At 37.3% G+C, this 16,386-nt stretch carries 15 protein-coding genes and 1 pseudogene; 3 read left to right on the top strand and 13 right to left on the bottom strand.

What is annotated here, in order from left to right; genetic code table 11:
* Positions 1–1,754: 1,754 nt before the first annotated feature.
* From ALW18_02695 to ALW18_02725, 7 genes and pseudogenes are all read right to left on the bottom strand, one after another.
* Positions 1,755–2,615: a hypothetical protein gene (locus ALW18_02695; GenBank protein ID AOE51519.1), complete on the bottom strand. Its 861-nt coding sequence runs from the start codon at positions 2,613–2,615 to the stop codon at positions 1,755–1,757.
* A 58-nt stretch (positions 2,616–2,673) separates the two neighbouring features.
* Positions 2,674–3,129, bottom strand: coding sequence for a hypothetical protein (locus ALW18_02700; protein ID AOE51520.1), 456 nt, complete (start codon positions 3,127–3,129; stop codon positions 2,674–2,676).
* On the bottom strand, positions 3,126–3,638 hold the full coding sequence (locus ALW18_02705; GenBank protein AOE51521.1) for a hypothetical protein: 513 nt from the start codon (positions 3,636–3,638) through the stop codon (positions 3,126–3,128). The genes ALW18_02700 and ALW18_02705 overlap by 4 nt, the downstream gene beginning before the upstream one ends.
* A complete protein-coding gene (locus ALW18_02710) occupies positions 3,608–3,856 on the bottom strand; it encodes a hypothetical protein (GenBank protein AOE51522.1) in 249 nt (82 codons plus the stop codon). The genes ALW18_02705 and ALW18_02710 overlap by 31 nt, the downstream gene beginning before the upstream one ends.
* A gap of 19 nt (positions 3,857–3,875) precedes the next feature.
* Entirely contained in the window at positions 3,876–4,346 is a 471-nt protein-coding gene (locus ALW18_02715; protein ID AOE51523.1) for a hypothetical protein, read from the bottom strand.
* A gap of 97 nt (positions 4,347–4,443) precedes the next feature.
* Positions 4,444–4,626: pseudogene (locus ALW18_02720) on the bottom strand (hypothetical protein).
* A 1,127-nt stretch (positions 4,627–5,753) separates the two neighbouring features.
* Positions 5,754–7,577: a hypothetical protein gene (locus ALW18_02725; protein ID AOE51524.1), complete on the bottom strand. Its 1,824-nt coding sequence runs from the start codon at positions 7,575–7,577 to the stop codon at positions 5,754–5,756.
* A 387-nt stretch (positions 7,578–7,964) separates the two neighbouring features.
* On the opposite strand from ALW18_02725, the gene ALW18_02730 reads away from it, so the two are divergent.
* From ALW18_02730 to ALW18_02740, 3 genes are all read left to right on the top strand, one after another.
* Complete coding sequence (locus tag ALW18_02730) at positions 7,965–8,261, top strand: transcription-repair coupling factor (protein ID AOE51525.1); 297 nt, start codon at positions 7,965–7,967, stop codon at positions 8,259–8,261.
* Between the two features lie 419 nt (positions 8,262–8,680).
* Positions 8,681–9,505 carry a hypothetical protein gene (locus ALW18_02735; protein ID AOE54285.1) on the top strand — a complete coding sequence of 275 codons (825 nt, stop codon included), beginning with the start codon at positions 8,681–8,683 and terminating at the stop codon, positions 9,503–9,505.
* Positions 9,506–9,613: 108 nt separating this feature from the next.
* A complete protein-coding gene (locus ALW18_02740; GenBank protein ID AOE51526.1) occupies positions 9,614–10,714 on the top strand; it encodes a permease in 1,101 nt (366 codons plus the stop codon).
* On the opposite strand, the gene ALW18_02745 is transcribed toward ALW18_02740, so the two are convergent.
* Genes ALW18_02745 through ALW18_02770 form a run of 6 tightly spaced genes read right to left on the bottom strand, consistent with a single transcriptional unit; the run spans position 10,711 to position 16,354 of the window.
* A complete protein-coding gene (locus ALW18_02745; GenBank protein ID AOE51527.1) occupies positions 10,711–11,421 on the bottom strand; it encodes a thiamine biosynthesis protein ThiF in 711 nt (236 codons plus the stop codon). The two genes, ALW18_02740 and ALW18_02745, sit on opposite strands and share 4 nt — an antisense overlap.
* Position 11,422: 1 nt before the next feature.
* On the bottom strand, positions 11,423–12,541 hold the full coding sequence (gene thiH, locus ALW18_02750; protein AOE51528.1) for a thiamine biosynthesis protein ThiH: 1,119 nt from the start codon (positions 12,539–12,541) through the stop codon (positions 11,423–11,425).
* A 7-nt stretch (positions 12,542–12,548) separates the two neighbouring features.
* Positions 12,549–13,322, bottom strand: a complete 774-nt coding sequence (locus ALW18_02755; protein ID AOE51529.1) for a thiazole synthase — start codon at positions 13,320–13,322, stop codon at positions 12,549–12,551.
* On the bottom strand, positions 13,319–13,942 hold the full coding sequence (locus ALW18_02760; protein ID AOE51530.1) for a thiamine-phosphate synthase: 624 nt from the start codon (positions 13,940–13,942) through the stop codon (positions 13,319–13,321). The genes ALW18_02755 and ALW18_02760 overlap by 4 nt, the downstream gene beginning before the upstream one ends.
* Positions 13,926–14,531 carry a hypothetical protein gene (locus ALW18_02765; protein AOE51531.1) on the bottom strand — a complete coding sequence of 202 codons (606 nt, stop codon included), beginning with the start codon at positions 14,529–14,531 and terminating at the stop codon, positions 13,926–13,928. Before ALW18_02765 ends, ALW18_02760 begins: the two co-directional genes overlap by 17 nt.
* Complete coding sequence (locus ALW18_02770) at positions 14,531–16,354, bottom strand: thiamine biosynthesis protein ThiC (protein ID AOE51532.1); 1,824 nt, start codon at positions 16,352–16,354, stop codon at positions 14,531–14,533. The genes ALW18_02765 and ALW18_02770 overlap by 1 nt, the downstream gene beginning before the upstream one ends.
* Positions 16,355–16,386 lie beyond the last annotated feature (32 nt).

Raw genomic sequence — 16,386 nt, forward strand, 5'->3', positions numbered from 1 at the left:
CAGGATCTGAGTCCCCGCCTTCCATATGGATGTTTATAGTATACTCGCCTTCTTTGGTAAAGGTAAGAGTACCATCTTCGTTCTTTTTTACGTCACCGCTTTCGGGCTCTGTAATGATTCTTTCATCTGAAGCAAGTTTTAACCTGGTTTCTGCCGTAAATTTCACATTGGAATTTAGCGGAATTGTTTCGGGAAGATTTGCACCTGTAACGCTGTTTCTCACAACTTCAAAGTGATAACAGTCCATATAAGCACCCGATTCTTTAAAGTCAGGATCTTTACCATCAGGAAGTGCAGATGCATAGGCCTCAAGTATATAATTTCCATACAAAGCCCCTGCAAGTTTCGCATCATTGCCTAATAGTTCACTTACCTTTTTATTGATTGCGGTGGCTCCCGATATAGGTGATTGTTCAAATACATTTATCCTGGCTTCTCCTTTTTTAAGATACCATTGTATGGTTCTTGGAGCATCGCCTATATAGGCAACATTATAATTTGCCACCTTTGCAGAAATAGAATCACTTATTCTCAATAAAGGATCGCCATGCGTTATGCTCTTAACCCCTAGTTTATTTTCAACTGTAATATCTTTGGTAAAAGGTTTGCCTTCTGCGTTGGTGGTAGCAGATACTTTGTATTTACCACCATTATAAAAAGCTATGGTAGCTGCATTTCCTGAGCCCATTACCCTAACAACGTTTGTTCCAGTTACTGCGCCGGTTCGGTATATAATACTTTTATCATCACTCACAGTCCAGATAACCGAAGATGGTGCCTGAAATATAGTCCTGTTTAAAATTTTAGCTTTAAGGTCATTAGGGTCTACCTTAAATTTCAACGTAAACGGCATAGCAACATTTCTTAATACGCTATCGCCTTTTGCGGTTATACTTTCAACAAAGTTTTTTACGTAGTCAATAAAAAGGCAGCATTTAGGATCGCCCGGTTTACTACCATAAGCTTCAACCCGGTACTTACCTTCTTCAAGATTTTTAAAAAGGTTTTCTAGTCGTAACACAATACTTTTCCCTAAACCTATATACGTCTGGACCTTATCTTTGGTATCGGTTCCTTTAAAAATTGCCCAGACAATTTTAGATTCGTCACCGGTATAATCTGCATTTAACTGCAGTTTAGTTTCGGCAGCGGGTGCGATAATGCTGTCAAAACTAAAGGCATTCTTTTTATGGTCGAGAAAAAATAATGTTTCTCCTGCATTAGCAGCAAAGGGAACAGAAGCTTTAATACTCTTAACCGATGTTTTGGTTGCACTATTTGCAATAGGCCACTGTCCACTTACGGCATTAACCTCGAAAGCATCTTTTTCGTTAACCTTGATCGTAGATGTTTTTTCTTTCTGCCCGGAGTCGGCTACCATGATATCTCCTTTTTTACCGTAGCCGGGACACGTTCCTGTAGATACATCAAGCAGGATTTTCATGCTTTTATTGAACTCTACATTTTCGTAGTAATCTTTGTATTTAATGTTACACTTAGCTGCACATGGCATTTGTTTGCCATCGGGTGTAATGCACTTTCCAAAACCCTGGCCATTATTAAAGCTGGTAGCTTTATCATCCAGATAAGTACCTATAGGTTTATCATGAGCAAAGTACTTATTATCTTTAAGTACTTTTTTCTGACTCATTACATTAAGAGTTGCAGCAGTACCCGGAGAATTATGGTCTGCCGAATTGGTACAGTAAAATTTTGCACCTTCTACAACTAATTTACCTTTATCAGCCATAATATCATGCTATTTCATTATTAAAAACAATGCTTATTTCTTCTTTATAATTTAACTGATCCTCGATCATCAAGTCCAATACAGCTTTCTTACTTATCAGCTTACGGCTTCCTTCTTCAGTAATAGTATCTATTGTAAAATTTATAGATGGCGCGTACATATCATAAACAGGTTTTAATCCGTAAATATCAATAGCACGCTCAATAAATTCTTTATCCAAAAGTTCTTTACATTTAAAATGCTGAATGAACTTATTGCCTGAAACATATCCTGTCGCCTTCCCTTTCAACTGCTTTGTACCAAGCTGCATTAAATCCCAGGAGAATGACTCTTTAACTGCATACGCAGTATCTAAAGGCACTGCGATTTTAAAATTCAGAAAAAGCAGTTTCCAAAAAGATTCGCGGTTCTTATTTTCCAAAAATTTCTGCCCGTTACGTATTATCTCATAAAACTGCTGAAACATATCCAGATTACCGGCAACATCATATTTTTCGTGTGCCAGCTTCTTTGCCTTTACTCTCCAGCCCTCAACCCAATCACTGTGATCAACCAGTTCAATAAAGTTACCGCAGGCATCTACTTTTACCTCTATCGGATACGTAAATGCTTCGAGTGTTTTTAATAGCTGTAGCGATTTATCTTTTTCATCTATATTTTTTATAACCGGCTCTGTTTTGTTAATCTCCCAAATCCTGCCATCCTCTTTATCATCTACATATTTTAATTCGATAGTAAAATCAGATTCAATGGTTCTTGGATACTTTTCGATAACAATTGTTCTAATGTGCTTTACGCTATATATTCTTTTTGTATTCCAGGGATGTATAATAATTCCCTTTAACTTCTTAATATCGTGATTCATAATTTGCTGTCCTGCATTTAAGAAGTCAGTATTAATGCCTTAATCAATAACTTTATAACTATTTATATTTAATATTTATCTGATAATCATCGTTATCAACATGTTCACCATTAAGCCTAAACGATTTGATCATATTTGATATATAATATCTCTTGCTCAGAGTAAATGTCCTTACCATTGTATCCCTTACAATCACAATATCAGATAACTTAAATTCAACACTATCATTTACAATTAGCTTTATGTCTGATGTCACCACCCCTTCATTATCAAAATTCGGAGTTAGATACATTTCTTTATTGATTTCACTCTGTACAATTTCAAAATCCGAACTTTTAAATTCTAACGTTTTATAATTTGTCCCTTTTTTATATTTCAGCATTTCTGCCTTGTTAATTATAAATGGTTTACCTGTTCCGGATATAACTATAGATTCAAATGCTGTATCTGTAGCCTCATAACTGGTACAGGAAATCATAATAAGTGTAACTGTAAGAAGCAATAGTCTTTTCATATACCATCGATAAATAAACTACAAATACCTCCTATTAAAAAACTAAGCAGATTCGCTACAAAGCTGAAAACAAAAGCCAATTTTATAGTCGTAAACCTTGAAAGCGCTAATGCCTCCGCAGATACAACTAATATTTCCAGTAGCAACAGATTTGCATCATAATGCGAATGAACATAACAAAGCAATGTATGTGAAACTATATTTATTAAACTGATCAGAAGTACGAGTTGCACTTTAGATAGTTTAAACCATTTTCTACGCAAAAGTCCCATAGCCACCTCAACAAATAAGGTAATGGCAAACATTGTAAAATAGAAAGCCCAACTTGTATAAAACAGCGGCGATATATCTTCGAGCCTGTCTACCCCTACATTAAAACTAATAACATCTTTACTCGCATTGAGATTAATTACATTGCTCTCATAAATGTTATTTTTATATATTAGCTTTATAATTATCGGATTTGAATTTTTTACATTCAGATAATAATTGTATTCACCTTCCTGCAATTTGTTACTGTCCAGTAATCGGCTGTTGTTCTCCTTTTATTTATAGTATCGTATATGTTTCCAACTTCTTCTAAAACGAATAACTTATAGTTATTTAAAGGCAACATTTTACCATTTTCATAAAAATATAGCTGTACCTCATCTTTAAATTTCGGGCCTGCATCGGCATAGATAAAGCCGGTGCAAAAAAGCAATACAACATAAAAGATGTGTTTCATAATGTACTAAGCCAAAGAACTATTTTTTTAATAAAACCATTGTATGTTTTTTATACAGATATATGCCTTCATGATCTGCCGCGATTGCATCTTTTCCTGATTTAGCAGATATTTCACCACCCCGATTTTTAGGCAGTACGGTAAAATCGTGTATTTTACATTCTATTGTATCATCTACAACAAGCTTATAGTCAAAACCTGTGGTTAGCTTGTCAGGCACTCTAAAATCGATCCGTAAGAACTTCCGGTTATTTAATGTGTCATCTGCTATTGTAATAGAACTGTTTTTATATTCACCAGCACTATTTTCAAATCCACTATCCTTTTTATATTTAATCAATGTTGCTTTTTCAGGTAAGTCATTTGGGCTCCACTCATAAATCATTACCGAATTACCAATTTCTACTTCCTTGCTATAATCATGACAGCTGATAAAAAAGACAACTACTATTGCAACATAAAAAGTTTTAAGAAACTTCAATATACCCATAGTAATTACTTTTAAACGATTTAACTTTAATACCTGTTGTCCTGAATTTTGTAACTGCAGAATCTATATATTCCTTACCGTCGGTATAGCGCCTGTATACAGAAGTAGTCGGGTTCCTTCCCCATGTAAAAATTTGGAATTTTAAAGATTTTACATCACCCAGTTCAGTCGTTGCATTACCTTCTTTATCAAAAAACTCTAATCCACCCTCATAAACTACCCAGTGTGAATCTCTTGCTATATCAACCACAGAATAATAACTTCCTTCATCATCAATCATATCGGCATCAATCATCAGTAGTATCTGTTTTCCTGCTTTGTATTTTGTATCTATTTGCTGTAACGCTCTAAGATCAGTATCAAATAGAAAATCCGCTGTTCTTCCAGATATAGGTGCTTTTTTTGCAGCGATAGAAGGTTTGCTCAATCCGTAGGATACTGATGAGCCAAATACACCTACATTTTTACACATATTGGTTAGCATTTCCGGCCAGTTTACAGCTTTAAGCTGATCTATAGAGCCAGTCTCAGTACCCTTATAAACAAATTGGTCATTAAGGCTTTCCTTACTTCTTGCGGTGGCCATTACAATCCAGTCTGCAGCATATATATGCATACCATCTATAGAGGCCGGAGTCCTGTCATACATTTCCAACGCCTTTTCATGCGGTTGAAATGTATAGTTACCTATTGTATGTTCTCCCATCCTAAAAAGATTCTTTGCCATTGTTTCGTAGGCTGCACTGTCTTTCTTTATCATAGCATAAAACAAGGCTGCCATTCCGCACAAAGAAGTACCTCCCTGTTGTATCCTCCAAGGTTGTGCCATTCTCTCCGCAATCTGATCGTATACAGTTTTCTTATCAAAGTAGCGGAACCTGTTATGATGCCAGGTTTTTTCAAACTCAACACTTTCTTTACTATTTATATAGGCTTTTAAGTGGAAAAACCTCCCGCAAAGATCCGGCTCGTTAAACTCAAAAACCACTTTGTTACCGGTAGCTTTTGCATCCCATTCTTTCCAGGTATTATCTTTTAAAGAATGATATCGCATTACCCATTTTATAGATGAAAGGTCTCTTGGAGGTTTGTTTGTGTAGCTTTCAACCTCGAAAGTATACTTCCTGCCAAAAACCAATCCCAATTGTAATTGAGTATCCCCTAAATTTGCAGAGCCTGCATCTAACGGTGTAACAAGTCTTATCTTTTTTACTTCAGTAGTTTCGGTAGGCGGTTCAGAACCGGGTGTAAATTCATCCAGTTTTTTACCCGTTTTTTTTCCTATCATCTTAGCTTCCTGCGGCGTCATTATATCATAATTGCCACCCGATGCCCTAAAAGACATCCCTTCCGCCCCTTTGGAAGACAGGCCGAATATATTCCTGGTGATAGTTCCGTCTTTCATAATTACTGCATTTTAACCTGTTGACCGCTATTTACGTTAACCTGCGTGGCACTTTCTATAAAAATATCTTTCATAGAGCTAACAATCTGCCCCTCATGCATATTTTCATTAATGGTCTGAGCGTTAGATGTCCTTCTTCGTGCAGCAGTTTCTGTAATGTTACTGGCTGTAAGGCTATAATCATCATTAGCCATTTCAGATATATTCTCTCCGGCAATAAGGTTAACATCTACCTTCGCAGTAGCAACAATATTATTACCTGCGTTCATTATAATACTTTCTCCGGCATCCATTGTTATGTTTTTAGGTGCGGTAACAGTTATATTACCTTTACCATCCATAAACCAGATATTACCGCTAGGATCTTCAACAGTTACAGATCCTTCCTCATCATTCATCTTTACTTTAGTACCCGATCGTGTCTGGATTACTTTTAAATTGTTCTTAGGGTCTGCATAACCACTGGCGGCACTTCCATTATACATAGCACCAAGTACAAATGGTTTTTCGGCATTACCACCTTCAAAACCAATAAGTACCTCTTCGCCAACCTCCGGTATAAAATAAAAGCCTTTGCTTCCTCCCGAGTGCGGATTTGTCATTCGTATCCACGGAGTGTTTGCTCCGTTTTCTTTTTGCCATGCAAAGCCTACCCTAACCCTGCCCAGTCCCGCCGGGTCGTCATTGGCTATTACTGTAGCAGGCTGCGATTCGGCAACCGGAAAACTGTGTACGTTTCCATAAGGCGGCGATACTGAATTTTGCGGAATGGCATCAAACGTGTTATGATAACTGCCCGACTCATCGCAAAAATGCATAATATCGGTAACTATATAATTGCCGAAATTTTGCTCCTGTAACCCATCTAGCATATTGCCTGTAAGCGAGAAGGATGGCTCTTTGATAGATACCACATCCCCAATCCTTATGCCTGTTTCGTCTGAGTCACCCTTAACGGTAACAAGGTCGGCAGATCTTGATTGCAGCTGTGTTGTTACCCTATCAGTAAGATGTGTTTTTGAGTTTCCTTCCTCAAGCGCATGCGAATACAGCATCGTAGAGTTATTAGGATATAATTTTTTGGATGATTCGAATAATGTTTTGGAATAGCCATCCGGCTGATAATTGACTTCTGCCGAGTTAGCCTTTTGCACTTCCCCACTTGACGGATCATAACCGACATATTCAAAACCAAGTGATTTGGCGCGCATTTCTATGTTAAAGGAGTGTAGCGTCCTCCCGTATTCCAGTGTAAAATCTTTAGATGCCTGTCTTCCAAACATTAGTTCTTCACCATTATAGTAAAACCATTGTCCTTTTTTTTGAGCCATACGGCATAAAAAGGCAAAATCACTTTCGTTGTATTGTACTGTATACGGTAACGATGCGTCTTTATCTACCTTAACCGATGGTTTTAACTTATCACCCGGATATTTACCCAACACCTCATTTACTACATCCGTTAATGACTTATCGCCAAATGACGTGATATTAGGCGTGCCTTCTAATAAAATAGTAGGGCTAAATCCGTTAATTATTATACCTCCCGATGCACCCGCTGTTCTAACCATTTGTGCCTCGGTAATTATACCATTAAAAACCATGGGAGACGTAGTAGACATATTAGTAGATTTAATACTAATCTTTATAGACTTGCCCACATAGTTCTGAGCCTTCTCTATAGCCTCACTAACAAACTCTTTTGGTAATGGCTGCAATACCGAAAAACGGTGGTGCGTATGCACTTTCTGATTGATAACAAGCTTGGAAAAACGGGTAAGGGTTTCTCCTTCAATCTGTATCTGTATTTGCGTACTTATGGGCATAACAGTAGATTTTAGAAATTAATAGGTATTAACAAAAAAGGTGATTATTGATTGTGAATTTAATATTTTCCCAAATTGAGAGACGACGTTTTAACTTTTGATTAAGGATTTTAACTATAAATTGCCCTACAAATACATGATTTTGTCAGTAAAATGATATTAAAATATTTTCTTACAGGATATTTTTTTAACATCCGGACACCAAATACATATTTTGTTACATAGCATTTATGAATAACTAAGTAATGTTACACACGTAACATATCTAATAAGGATTAATGTGTTTTATTTCACAAATAAGTATCTGGATTTTATGAATAGTGAAGAATTATAACCTGCTTTTCAAAGTGCTTTTTTTACATTTGTATTAAATACAAAACCAAAAAAATGATAGCACATCACGTATTGTTCTGGCTTAAAGCCGATACTACAGATCAGCAGAAAGCTGATTTTTTAAAAGGACTACAATCACTGGAAGAAATTGAAGTTGTAAAAAACTTTCACGTTGGTGTACCCGCACCTATTGAGCGCGCAGTGGTAGATACTACATACACTTTTAGCCTTATACTATTTTTTGAAGATCTTGCTGCACACGATGTATACCAGGTTCACCCTATTCACAAAGCATTTCTTGAAGAATTCAGGGTATTCTTTGAAAAAGTTGTTATTTATGACGCAAACTAGAATGACATCTCTGACAACAGGATAAAAAACCGGCAATTGATAGTCGGTTTTTTTTTACAATAGTAATCATCTGATATAATATAGTTACCAGACTAATTAAATTATTAATTTGGTAAATATCAGGCATCGCTATAAATACAACACCTAGATTAAAAGGTTTGGTTATTATTTTTTTGTACTTTTAAATAATGAAACTTCAGTTACTATTACTTGCTTCAGGAATCTTGTTTTCTTCCTGCGCATCACAATTACCTACTACTTTTACAGAAAAATCACTTAACGAAAAGGTCTTTGTTGAAAATCACAACAACAGGTACACACTTCATACTTCAACGAAAGTTCAACACTTACAAATTGAAAGCGAAAATGGCACGACGCTAAAAACAATTGTAAATCCTGATTCGGTATTTCAATATAAAATTAGCACAGAAAGGCCGTTATTTACGCTTTATGATAGTGATACAGTAGTAATAACCAACCGTAATATCAGCTTTAAAAAAGTTTTCAATTTCAGGGATATTGGCGGATTAACCACTACCGAAGGCAAAACAGTAAAATGGGGAAAAATATTCAGGTCAGATAATCTTTCCACTTTAAAGGATAAAGAATTTAAAAAATTCAAATCCTTAAACATACAGACTGTATATGATCTACGGACACCTTCTGAAATTGCTCCCAAAAAGGATAATCTTCCCGGTAATGTAAACTACATTCCGTTTGCCATTATAAATGATAACGGCGACCTGTTATCTAAAATGAAAAGCAAGGTGATTAATGGCGAGGTGTCTGAAGAGCAATCGAGAGAAATGATGCTGGATCTTTACAGAACAAGTGTAACAGACAATTTATTGCTAAAAGAACTGATCCATAATATTATCAATTCGGATCAGCCTGTATTGTATCATTGTTCTGCCGGAAAAGACCGTACAGGTGTAGTTACCGCATTGTTATTATCTATTTTAAAAGTAGACCGAGAAACTATTATAAACGAATACCTGCTATCTAATTTTTACAGGAACCAAAAAGTGAAAAGCATGCTTGGCAAAGCTAAACTTGCAACTATCATAAAACCTCATTTACAACTCAAAGTAATAGAAAACTTTATGAGTGTAGACAGGGATTATATTAACGCTATTTTTGAAGTGATTGACTCTAAATATGGCGGGACAGATAGTTTTATTGCCAATCAGCTTGGAATAACGGATAAAGAGCGTTCACACATTATTTCGAAACTGACATATTAAGATTACTCCGGCGTACTGTATAAGATTTTTGTAGCAATAACATAAGTGTAATCAGATGTTATGGATTACTTTTAATACCTCAACCAATTATAAAAAAATCATTACCGAATGAAACAAACTCTACAATTCCCGTTTTATGCCAAATTTGCATTCGTACTGATTATTTTTATAGCGATAACCATAATTTACTATTACGGACAAAGCGTAATATCTCCTTTGTTGCTATCACTATTATTTGCTATACTATTACGTCCCATATCGGCTTTTCTTAATACAAAACTCCGGGTTCCACATACGCTTGCATGCATTATAACAGTACTATTGTTTGTTTTGTTCTTTGGTACGATATTATATTTTATATCTACCCAACTTGCTGTAATGGCTAACGACTGGGATAAAATAAAAGCAAACCTTTTTACACATTATCATAACCTTCAGGCTTATATTAACGATACTTTCAGTATTACCAAGTCAGAACAGGATGAAATGATCAATAAGGCGACAAGCGACTCTATGAGTACAGGCAAACAAATTGTAAGCACTACAGTGTTATCTTTTAGTGATTCCCTGATGTCTCTTATCCTGATACCGATTTACATCTTTTTGATATTACTGTACAGAACACATTTTGTTGCCTTTTTATGCCAGCTTTTTAAAGAGAAGTACCATCCTAAACTACAGGATATACTTAAAACTATTAAAACAGCAGTGCAAAGCTATATCATAGGATTACTGTTTGAATTCATTATAGTTTCAGTACTTACCGCTGTCGGTCTAATGTTCTTAGGTTTAAAATATGCTATTCTTTTAGGTGTTATCACCGGACTACTAAACCTGATACCTTACATTGGTATTCTTATAGCGGGAGTATTAACGGTTATTGCTTCGTTAACCGGAACCAGCGACTTATCTATTATTGTCGGAATAATAGTCGTAAATGTTGTTGTACAATTAATCGATAACAATATCCTGGTACCAATGGTGGTAAGCTCCAAAGTTGAAATTAACTCGATAGCCTCTATCGTAGGCATTATCATCTTTGGAATGATTGCAGGTATTTCGGGAATGTTCCTTGCTATACCGATCATGGCTATTATGAAGGTAATTTTTGACCGTATAGATTCGTTAAAACCGTGGGGCTATCTCTTAGGCGACGATCTCCCGAAAAGCTTTAACTGGCGCAAAAGCAAAAGAATGAAAAGCGTTTAAAATTTTAACTTGGTAAAGTTGAGATTCAGGGTGTCAAAAAGTACTATTTCATCATGAAGTACAGGTAAGCCCATAACAAGCTTAAGTGTTTCCTGAGCCAACATTGTGCCAATAATACCCGGTAAAGTGCCCAACACGCCATTAAGGCTGCAATTGGGTACATCTTCAGGATTTGGAGGTTCGGGAAATATATCTCTTAAATTTTTACTACCGTTATGATTGAAAACTGCCATCTGTCCTTGAAATTTCAGGATGCTTCCGTAAACTAATGTTTTACCTAATAGTACACATGTATCGTTTACTAAATAGCGTGTATCAAAGTTGTCGCTGCCATCTACAATTACATCAAAATTGCTAATAATAGTGGTACAATTTTCGGGGGTAAGCTTCTCATTATAAACAATATAATTACCTACAGGGTTTAATTCTTCCAATACTGTCTTTGCAGTAATTGCTTTAGACTGACCAATATTTTTACCGGTATATAAAATCTGTCTGTGGAGGTTATGCAGTTCTACAATATCAAAGTCAACAACCCCAATAGTCCCCACTCCGCACGTGGTCAGGTATTGTAAAATTGGACAGCCGAGGCCACCTGCACCGATAACAAGAACTTTAGCATTCAGCAATTTTTCCTGGCCTTCTTCCCCTATTTCAGGAAGCATCATCTGGCGGTTGTATCGTAAAAAATTATCTATAGAAATCATATTATAAAGGAGTATATATTTTGTCCCAGTCTTTCCACACCGGCTCATATCCTGCTGATGTTATTATAGCTGCGACTTCTTTGGCAGAACGCTCATCACTGGTTTCAAACTGTTCGAGCGATTGTGTATCTACAACATAACCACCGGGATTGGTTTTAGACCCGGCACTCATGCTGGTAGCACCTAAGCTAATTATATTATCCCTGAACTTTTCGTTCTCACGGGTGGATATCGAAATTTCCAGATCTTCATTCCATAAACGATATGCACATATAAGCTGAACCATATCTTTATCGGTCATAATGAAATTCGGTTCGATTATACCTTCAGCAGGGCGGAGCCTCGGGAAAGATACCGAGTATTTACTCTGCCAATATTTCTTTTGAAGATAGTCAAGATGTAGTGCCGTAAAAAAACTATCGGTTCGCCAGTCTTCCAGTCCCAGTAAAACTCCTAATCCTATTTTATGTATTCCTGCACTGCCAACCCTGTCGGGCGTCTCCAACCTGAAATCAAAATTTGATTTTTTCCCTTTGGGATGATACTGTTTATACACCTCCCTGTGATAGGTTTCCTGATACACCAATACAGTATGCACTCCTGCATTATGCAATGCTTGATACTCTTCGGTACTTAAGGGCTGAACCTCAACAGATATATTAGCAAAACTATCTTTTAGCAGACCAATAGCATTCAGAAAATAGTTGATATTTACCGTATAGTTAGCCTCACCTGTTACAAGCAGCACATGATCAAAACCTGCCTGTTTTAAAGCTTCAGTTTCAATTGCTATTTCTTTATCCGATAATATTTTTCGCTTTAGTTTATTATCAAGGCTAAAACCGCAGTACGTACAAATGTTCTGGCATTCGTTACTCAGGTACATGGGCGCATACATCTGCATTGTCTTGCCAAAACGCTTTTGTGTAATTGATCTGCTTTGCACAGCCATCAGTTCGAGATAAGGCGCAGCAGCAGGAGATATCAACGCCAAAAAATCATCCAGGGATCGTTTAGTACTTGCAAGGGCACGTTCCACATCGCCGGAAGTAGCGCTATATATCTTATCCTGAACAATCTGCCAGTCGTACGTATCAAAAATGCTCTTAAAAGTAGTCATAGGCTAATTAGTTATCATATAAAAAAGAAGTCAGCGGACTCGAAGCCTGCGCTGTTAAACCTATGCCAGCCGGTTTTGCTTCAAAAGCCTTTCTTCCGGCAATTACAGCTTCCTTAAAAGCTTCAGCCATCAAAACCGGATTATGGGCTACTGCAATGGCAGTATTTACCAACACAGCATCGGCACCCAGTTCCATAGCCCTTGCTGCATCAGACGGTACACCAATACCTGCATCTACAATAACAGGCACCCTGCTCTGCTCAATTATTATCTCTAAAAAATCAACCGTCTTAAGTCCCTTATTACTACCAATTGGCGAACCTAGTGGCATTACCGCTGCTGTACCTACATCTTCCAATCGTTTGCATAAAACAGGATCAGCATGTATGTAAGGTAAAACTATGAAGCCCAGCTTAGCCAGCTCTTCTGTAGCCCTTAATGTCTCTATAGGATCGGGAAGCAGGTATTTAGGATCAGGATGTATTTCCAGTTTAAGCCAGTTGGTCTCCATAGCTTCACGTGCCAGTTGGGCTGCAAAAACAGCTTCTTTCGCATTTCGCGCTCCTGATGTATTAGGAAGCAGGTTAATGTGGCTGTATTCCAAATACGATAATAAGCTATCAGTATATTTAGTAAGGTCAATTCTTTTTAATGCTACAGTTACCAATTCACTGCCGGACGCCAGTACAGCATCCTGCATTTGCTGGTTTGACCCAAATTTCCCTGTTCCCAGAAATAAACGGGATTCAAATATTTTATCTCCTATTTCTAATGGTTTCATAATGCGTGTAATTGATTGAATAATTCTTTTTTATCAGGATGAAAAGTCACCAGTCCCGAAACAGCAACCCCGTGTACTCCTGTAGTAAGTATCGACGATATATCATCTTGCTGAATACCGCCAATAGCATATACAGGGAGAATTATATCTCGGTACTGTAACTCCTGCATGATTGAAGTAAAGCCTTCCAACCCTAATATCGGACTTAGTTTCTCCTTTGTCTTTGTAAACCTGAAAGGCCCCAGCCCAACATAATCGCACTTTTCTTCGTAGCGTTGCAGTACGTCATCTAAGGTATTAGCTGTACCGCCAATTATTTTATCATATCCCAATATAGTGCGTGCTTGGTCAACGAGCATATCATTCAACCCTAAATGGATACCATCAGCATCAATAGCTTTTGCTACGTAGGGATAATCGTTAACGATAAAAGTACAGTTATAGGCTTCCAAACTTTTTTTTACTAATTCAGCCAGATGAAGAACCTCAGCTTCAATAACATTTTTATACCGAAGTTGCACCCAGTTACACCCGGCATCTACCGCAGATCTTATGTTATTTATCTGCTCAGTGATTGAATTTCCCTGAGAGATATACTGTATTTTATTTATTAAATTCATTATAAATGGTAAAGCATTTTTTAAATTCTTTAAATGGGTTATCTGCAATCCAGATAGAGCCTAAAAGAGCGATATCGTCAAAGCCATTCATCAGTGTTTCATTAATATTTTTATTGGTGATTCCTCCTAATGCAACAAGTTTGGTTTTAAAATTTGTTCGCTCATTAACCGATTTTATTATATCTACTTCCGATACATATCCTGACTTTGAAATACTCTCATATACCGGACTCAAAAAAGCATAGGCAAACTGATCGGGTAGCTTATTGAATGTTTCAATACTGTGCGTTGATGCAGAGAATACCCACTCTTTTTTATTTCCTAAACCTGTTGTTATCTTTTTAAAATCCGGCCTTGTCTTTTCTGTAAAATGGATACGACGGATATTGAATTCTGATGCCAGCCTATATTCCTGATGCAAAACCAGTTTTGAATGGTGAACTGGTTTGATGCTTTTTATTATACTAACAACATCATTTTTGGTAGCATTAGGTTTCCTTATATGCAATAGCTTTAATCCTTCATTGAAAAGGTTATTAATTATTTTACTTTCGTTTGCTACTGAAGCCGGATTGGTTATAACAATCATTACAGGTAAATTTCCTTTCCGCTTTCTACAAACTCTTCTGATTTTTCTTTCATACCTTTTTCCGCGACATCTCTTATCTCCTGAGATATTTTCATCGAACAAAATTTTGGCCCGCACATAGAGCAGAAATGTGCAACTTTAGCACCATCTGCCGGAAGTGTTTCATCGTGAAATTCACGTGCAGTATCCGGGTCTAACGCCAGGTTAAACTGGTCTTCCCATCTAAATTCAAACCTTGCCTTACTTAATGCATTATCGCGGTACTGCGCACCCGGATGCCCTTTAGCCAAATCGGCAGCATGAGCAGCTATCTTATAGGTAATAACCCCATCTTTTACATCTTTTTTATTGGGAAGCCCTAAATGTTCCTTTGGTGTAACGTAACATAGCATAGCCGTACCATACCACCCAATCATTGCAGCACCAATGGCTGATGTTATATGGTCATACCCCGGGGCAATATCTGTAGTCAATGGTCCTAACGTATAGAAAGGTGCTTCGCCACAATGCGCAAGCTGTTTATCCATATTCTCTTTTATCATATGCATGGGTACATGTCCCGGGCCTTCGATAAACACTTGAACATCATGTTTCCATGCAATTTTGGTAAGCTCACCCAACGTTTCCAATTCAGCGAACTGCGCAGCATCGTTAGCGTCCGCGATAGATCCCGGACGCAAGCCGTCACCCAATGAAAATGCTACATCGTAGGCTTTCATTATCTCACATATTTCTTCAAAATGGGTATAAAGAAAATTCTCTTTATGATGGAAAAGGCACCATTTTGCCATGATGGATCCGCCACGGGAAACGATCCCTGTTACACGGTTTGCCGTTAGGTGTATATATCGCAACAAAACGCCCGCATGTATGGTAAAATAAGATACCCCCTGTTCTGCCTGTTCAATAAGCGTATCTCTGAATATTTCCCAGGTAAGGTCTTCTGCAACGCCCTTTACTTTTTCCAATGCCTGATAAATAGGTACAGTTCCAATTGGCACAGGTGAATTCCTGATAATCCATTCCCTTGTTTCGTGAATATTTTTACCGGTAGAAAGATCCATAATCGTGTCCGCTCCCCATCGGCATGCCCAAACTGCCTTTTCAACCTCTTCTTCAATACTCGAAGTCACCGCACTGTTACCAATATTAGCATTTATCTTTACCAGGAAGTTACGCCCTACTATCATAGGCTCACTTTCGGGATGATTAATATTATTTGGAATTATGGCACGACCGCAGGCAACCTCGTCCCTTACAAATTCAGGTGTTATTTTATGTTTCGGGGTATTAGCACCAAAACTATTACCTGCATGCTGGGCAGATAGTGATCTATTATTATCCTGCTGGAATTCTTCCAGCCTTTGATTTTCCCTAATCGCTATATATTCCATCTCAGGAGTAATTATACCCTGTTTGGCGTAATATAACTGCGTAACATTTGCCCCCTTTTTAGCACGCATTGGTTTATGCAGGTACTCGAAACGAAGGTTATCCAGTTTGGTGTCGTTCAAACGTTTCTTTCCGTAATCCGATGATATTTCTGTCAGTTCTTCGACATCATTACGATCCATAATCCACTGCTCACGTATTCTGGGAAGCCCTTTACGGATATCAATCTCAAAATCCGGATCAGTGTATGGCCCCGATGTGTCATATACCGTAACCGGCGGATTCTTTTCCAGGCCACCGTTAGAAAGGCGGGTATCGCTTAATGTAATTTCCCTCATGGCAACCTTTACAGGGTGGAGTTCACCTTCTACAAAAATCTTTTTTGAGTTAGGAAATGGTGTACGCGATATTTGATGTTCGTTATTTTCCATATTTTTTTTGGTTAGTTTTTAGCAATAGAAGT

It is taken from the genome of Flavobacterium psychrophilum, from assembly GCA_001708385.1.
Lineage (GTDB): Bacteria > Bacteroidota > Bacteroidia > Flavobacteriales > Flavobacteriaceae > Flavobacterium > Flavobacterium psychrophilum_A.

What these genes read in the sequence shown, in the direction of transcription:
- ALW18_02695 (AOE51519.1), bottom strand. Translation starts at nt 2,615, where the DNA reads ATGAATCACGATATTAAGAAGTTAAAGGGAATTATTATACATCCCTGG.
- ALW18_02700 (AOE51520.1), bottom strand. Translation starts at nt 3,129, where the DNA reads ATGAAAAGACTATTGCTTCTTACAGTTACACTTATTATGATTTCCTGT.
- ALW18_02710 (AOE51522.1), bottom strand. Translation starts at nt 3,856, where the DNA reads ATGAAACACATCTTTTATGTTGTATTGCTTTTTTGCACCGGCTTTATC.
- ALW18_02715 (AOE51523.1), bottom strand. Translation starts at nt 4,346, where the DNA reads ATGGGTATATTGAAGTTTCTTAAAACTTTTTATGTTGCAATAGTAGTT.
- ALW18_02725 (AOE51524.1), bottom strand. Translation starts at nt 7,577, where the DNA reads ATGCCCATAAGTACGCAAATACAGATACAGATTGAAGGAGAAACCCTT.
- ALW18_02730 (AOE51525.1), top strand. Translation starts at nt 7,965, where the DNA reads ATGATAGCACATCACGTATTGTTCTGGCTTAAAGCCGATACTACAGAT.
- ALW18_02740 (AOE51526.1), top strand. Translation starts at nt 9,614, where the DNA reads ATGAAACAAACTCTACAATTCCCGTTTTATGCCAAATTTGCATTCGTA.
- ALW18_02745 (AOE51527.1), bottom strand. Translation starts at nt 11,421, where the DNA reads ATGATTTCTATAGATAATTTTTTACGATACAACCGCCAGATGATGCTT.
- thiH (AOE51528.1), bottom strand. Translation starts at nt 12,541, where the DNA reads ATGACTACTTTTAAGAGCATTTTTGATACGTACGACTGGCAGATTGTT.
- ALW18_02755 (AOE51529.1), bottom strand. Translation starts at nt 13,322, where the DNA reads ATGAAACCATTAGAAATAGGAGATAAAATATTTGAATCCCGTTTATTT.
- ALW18_02760 (AOE51530.1), bottom strand. Translation starts at nt 13,942, where the DNA reads ATGAATTTAATAAATAAAATACAGTATATCTCTCAGGGAAATTCAATC.
- ALW18_02765 (AOE51531.1), bottom strand. Translation starts at nt 14,531, where the DNA reads ATGATTGTTATAACCAATCCGGCTTCAGTAGCAAACGAAAGTAAAATA.
- ALW18_02770 (AOE51532.1), bottom strand. Translation starts at nt 16,354, where the DNA reads ATGGAAAATAACGAACATCAAATATCGCGTACACCATTTCCTAACTCA.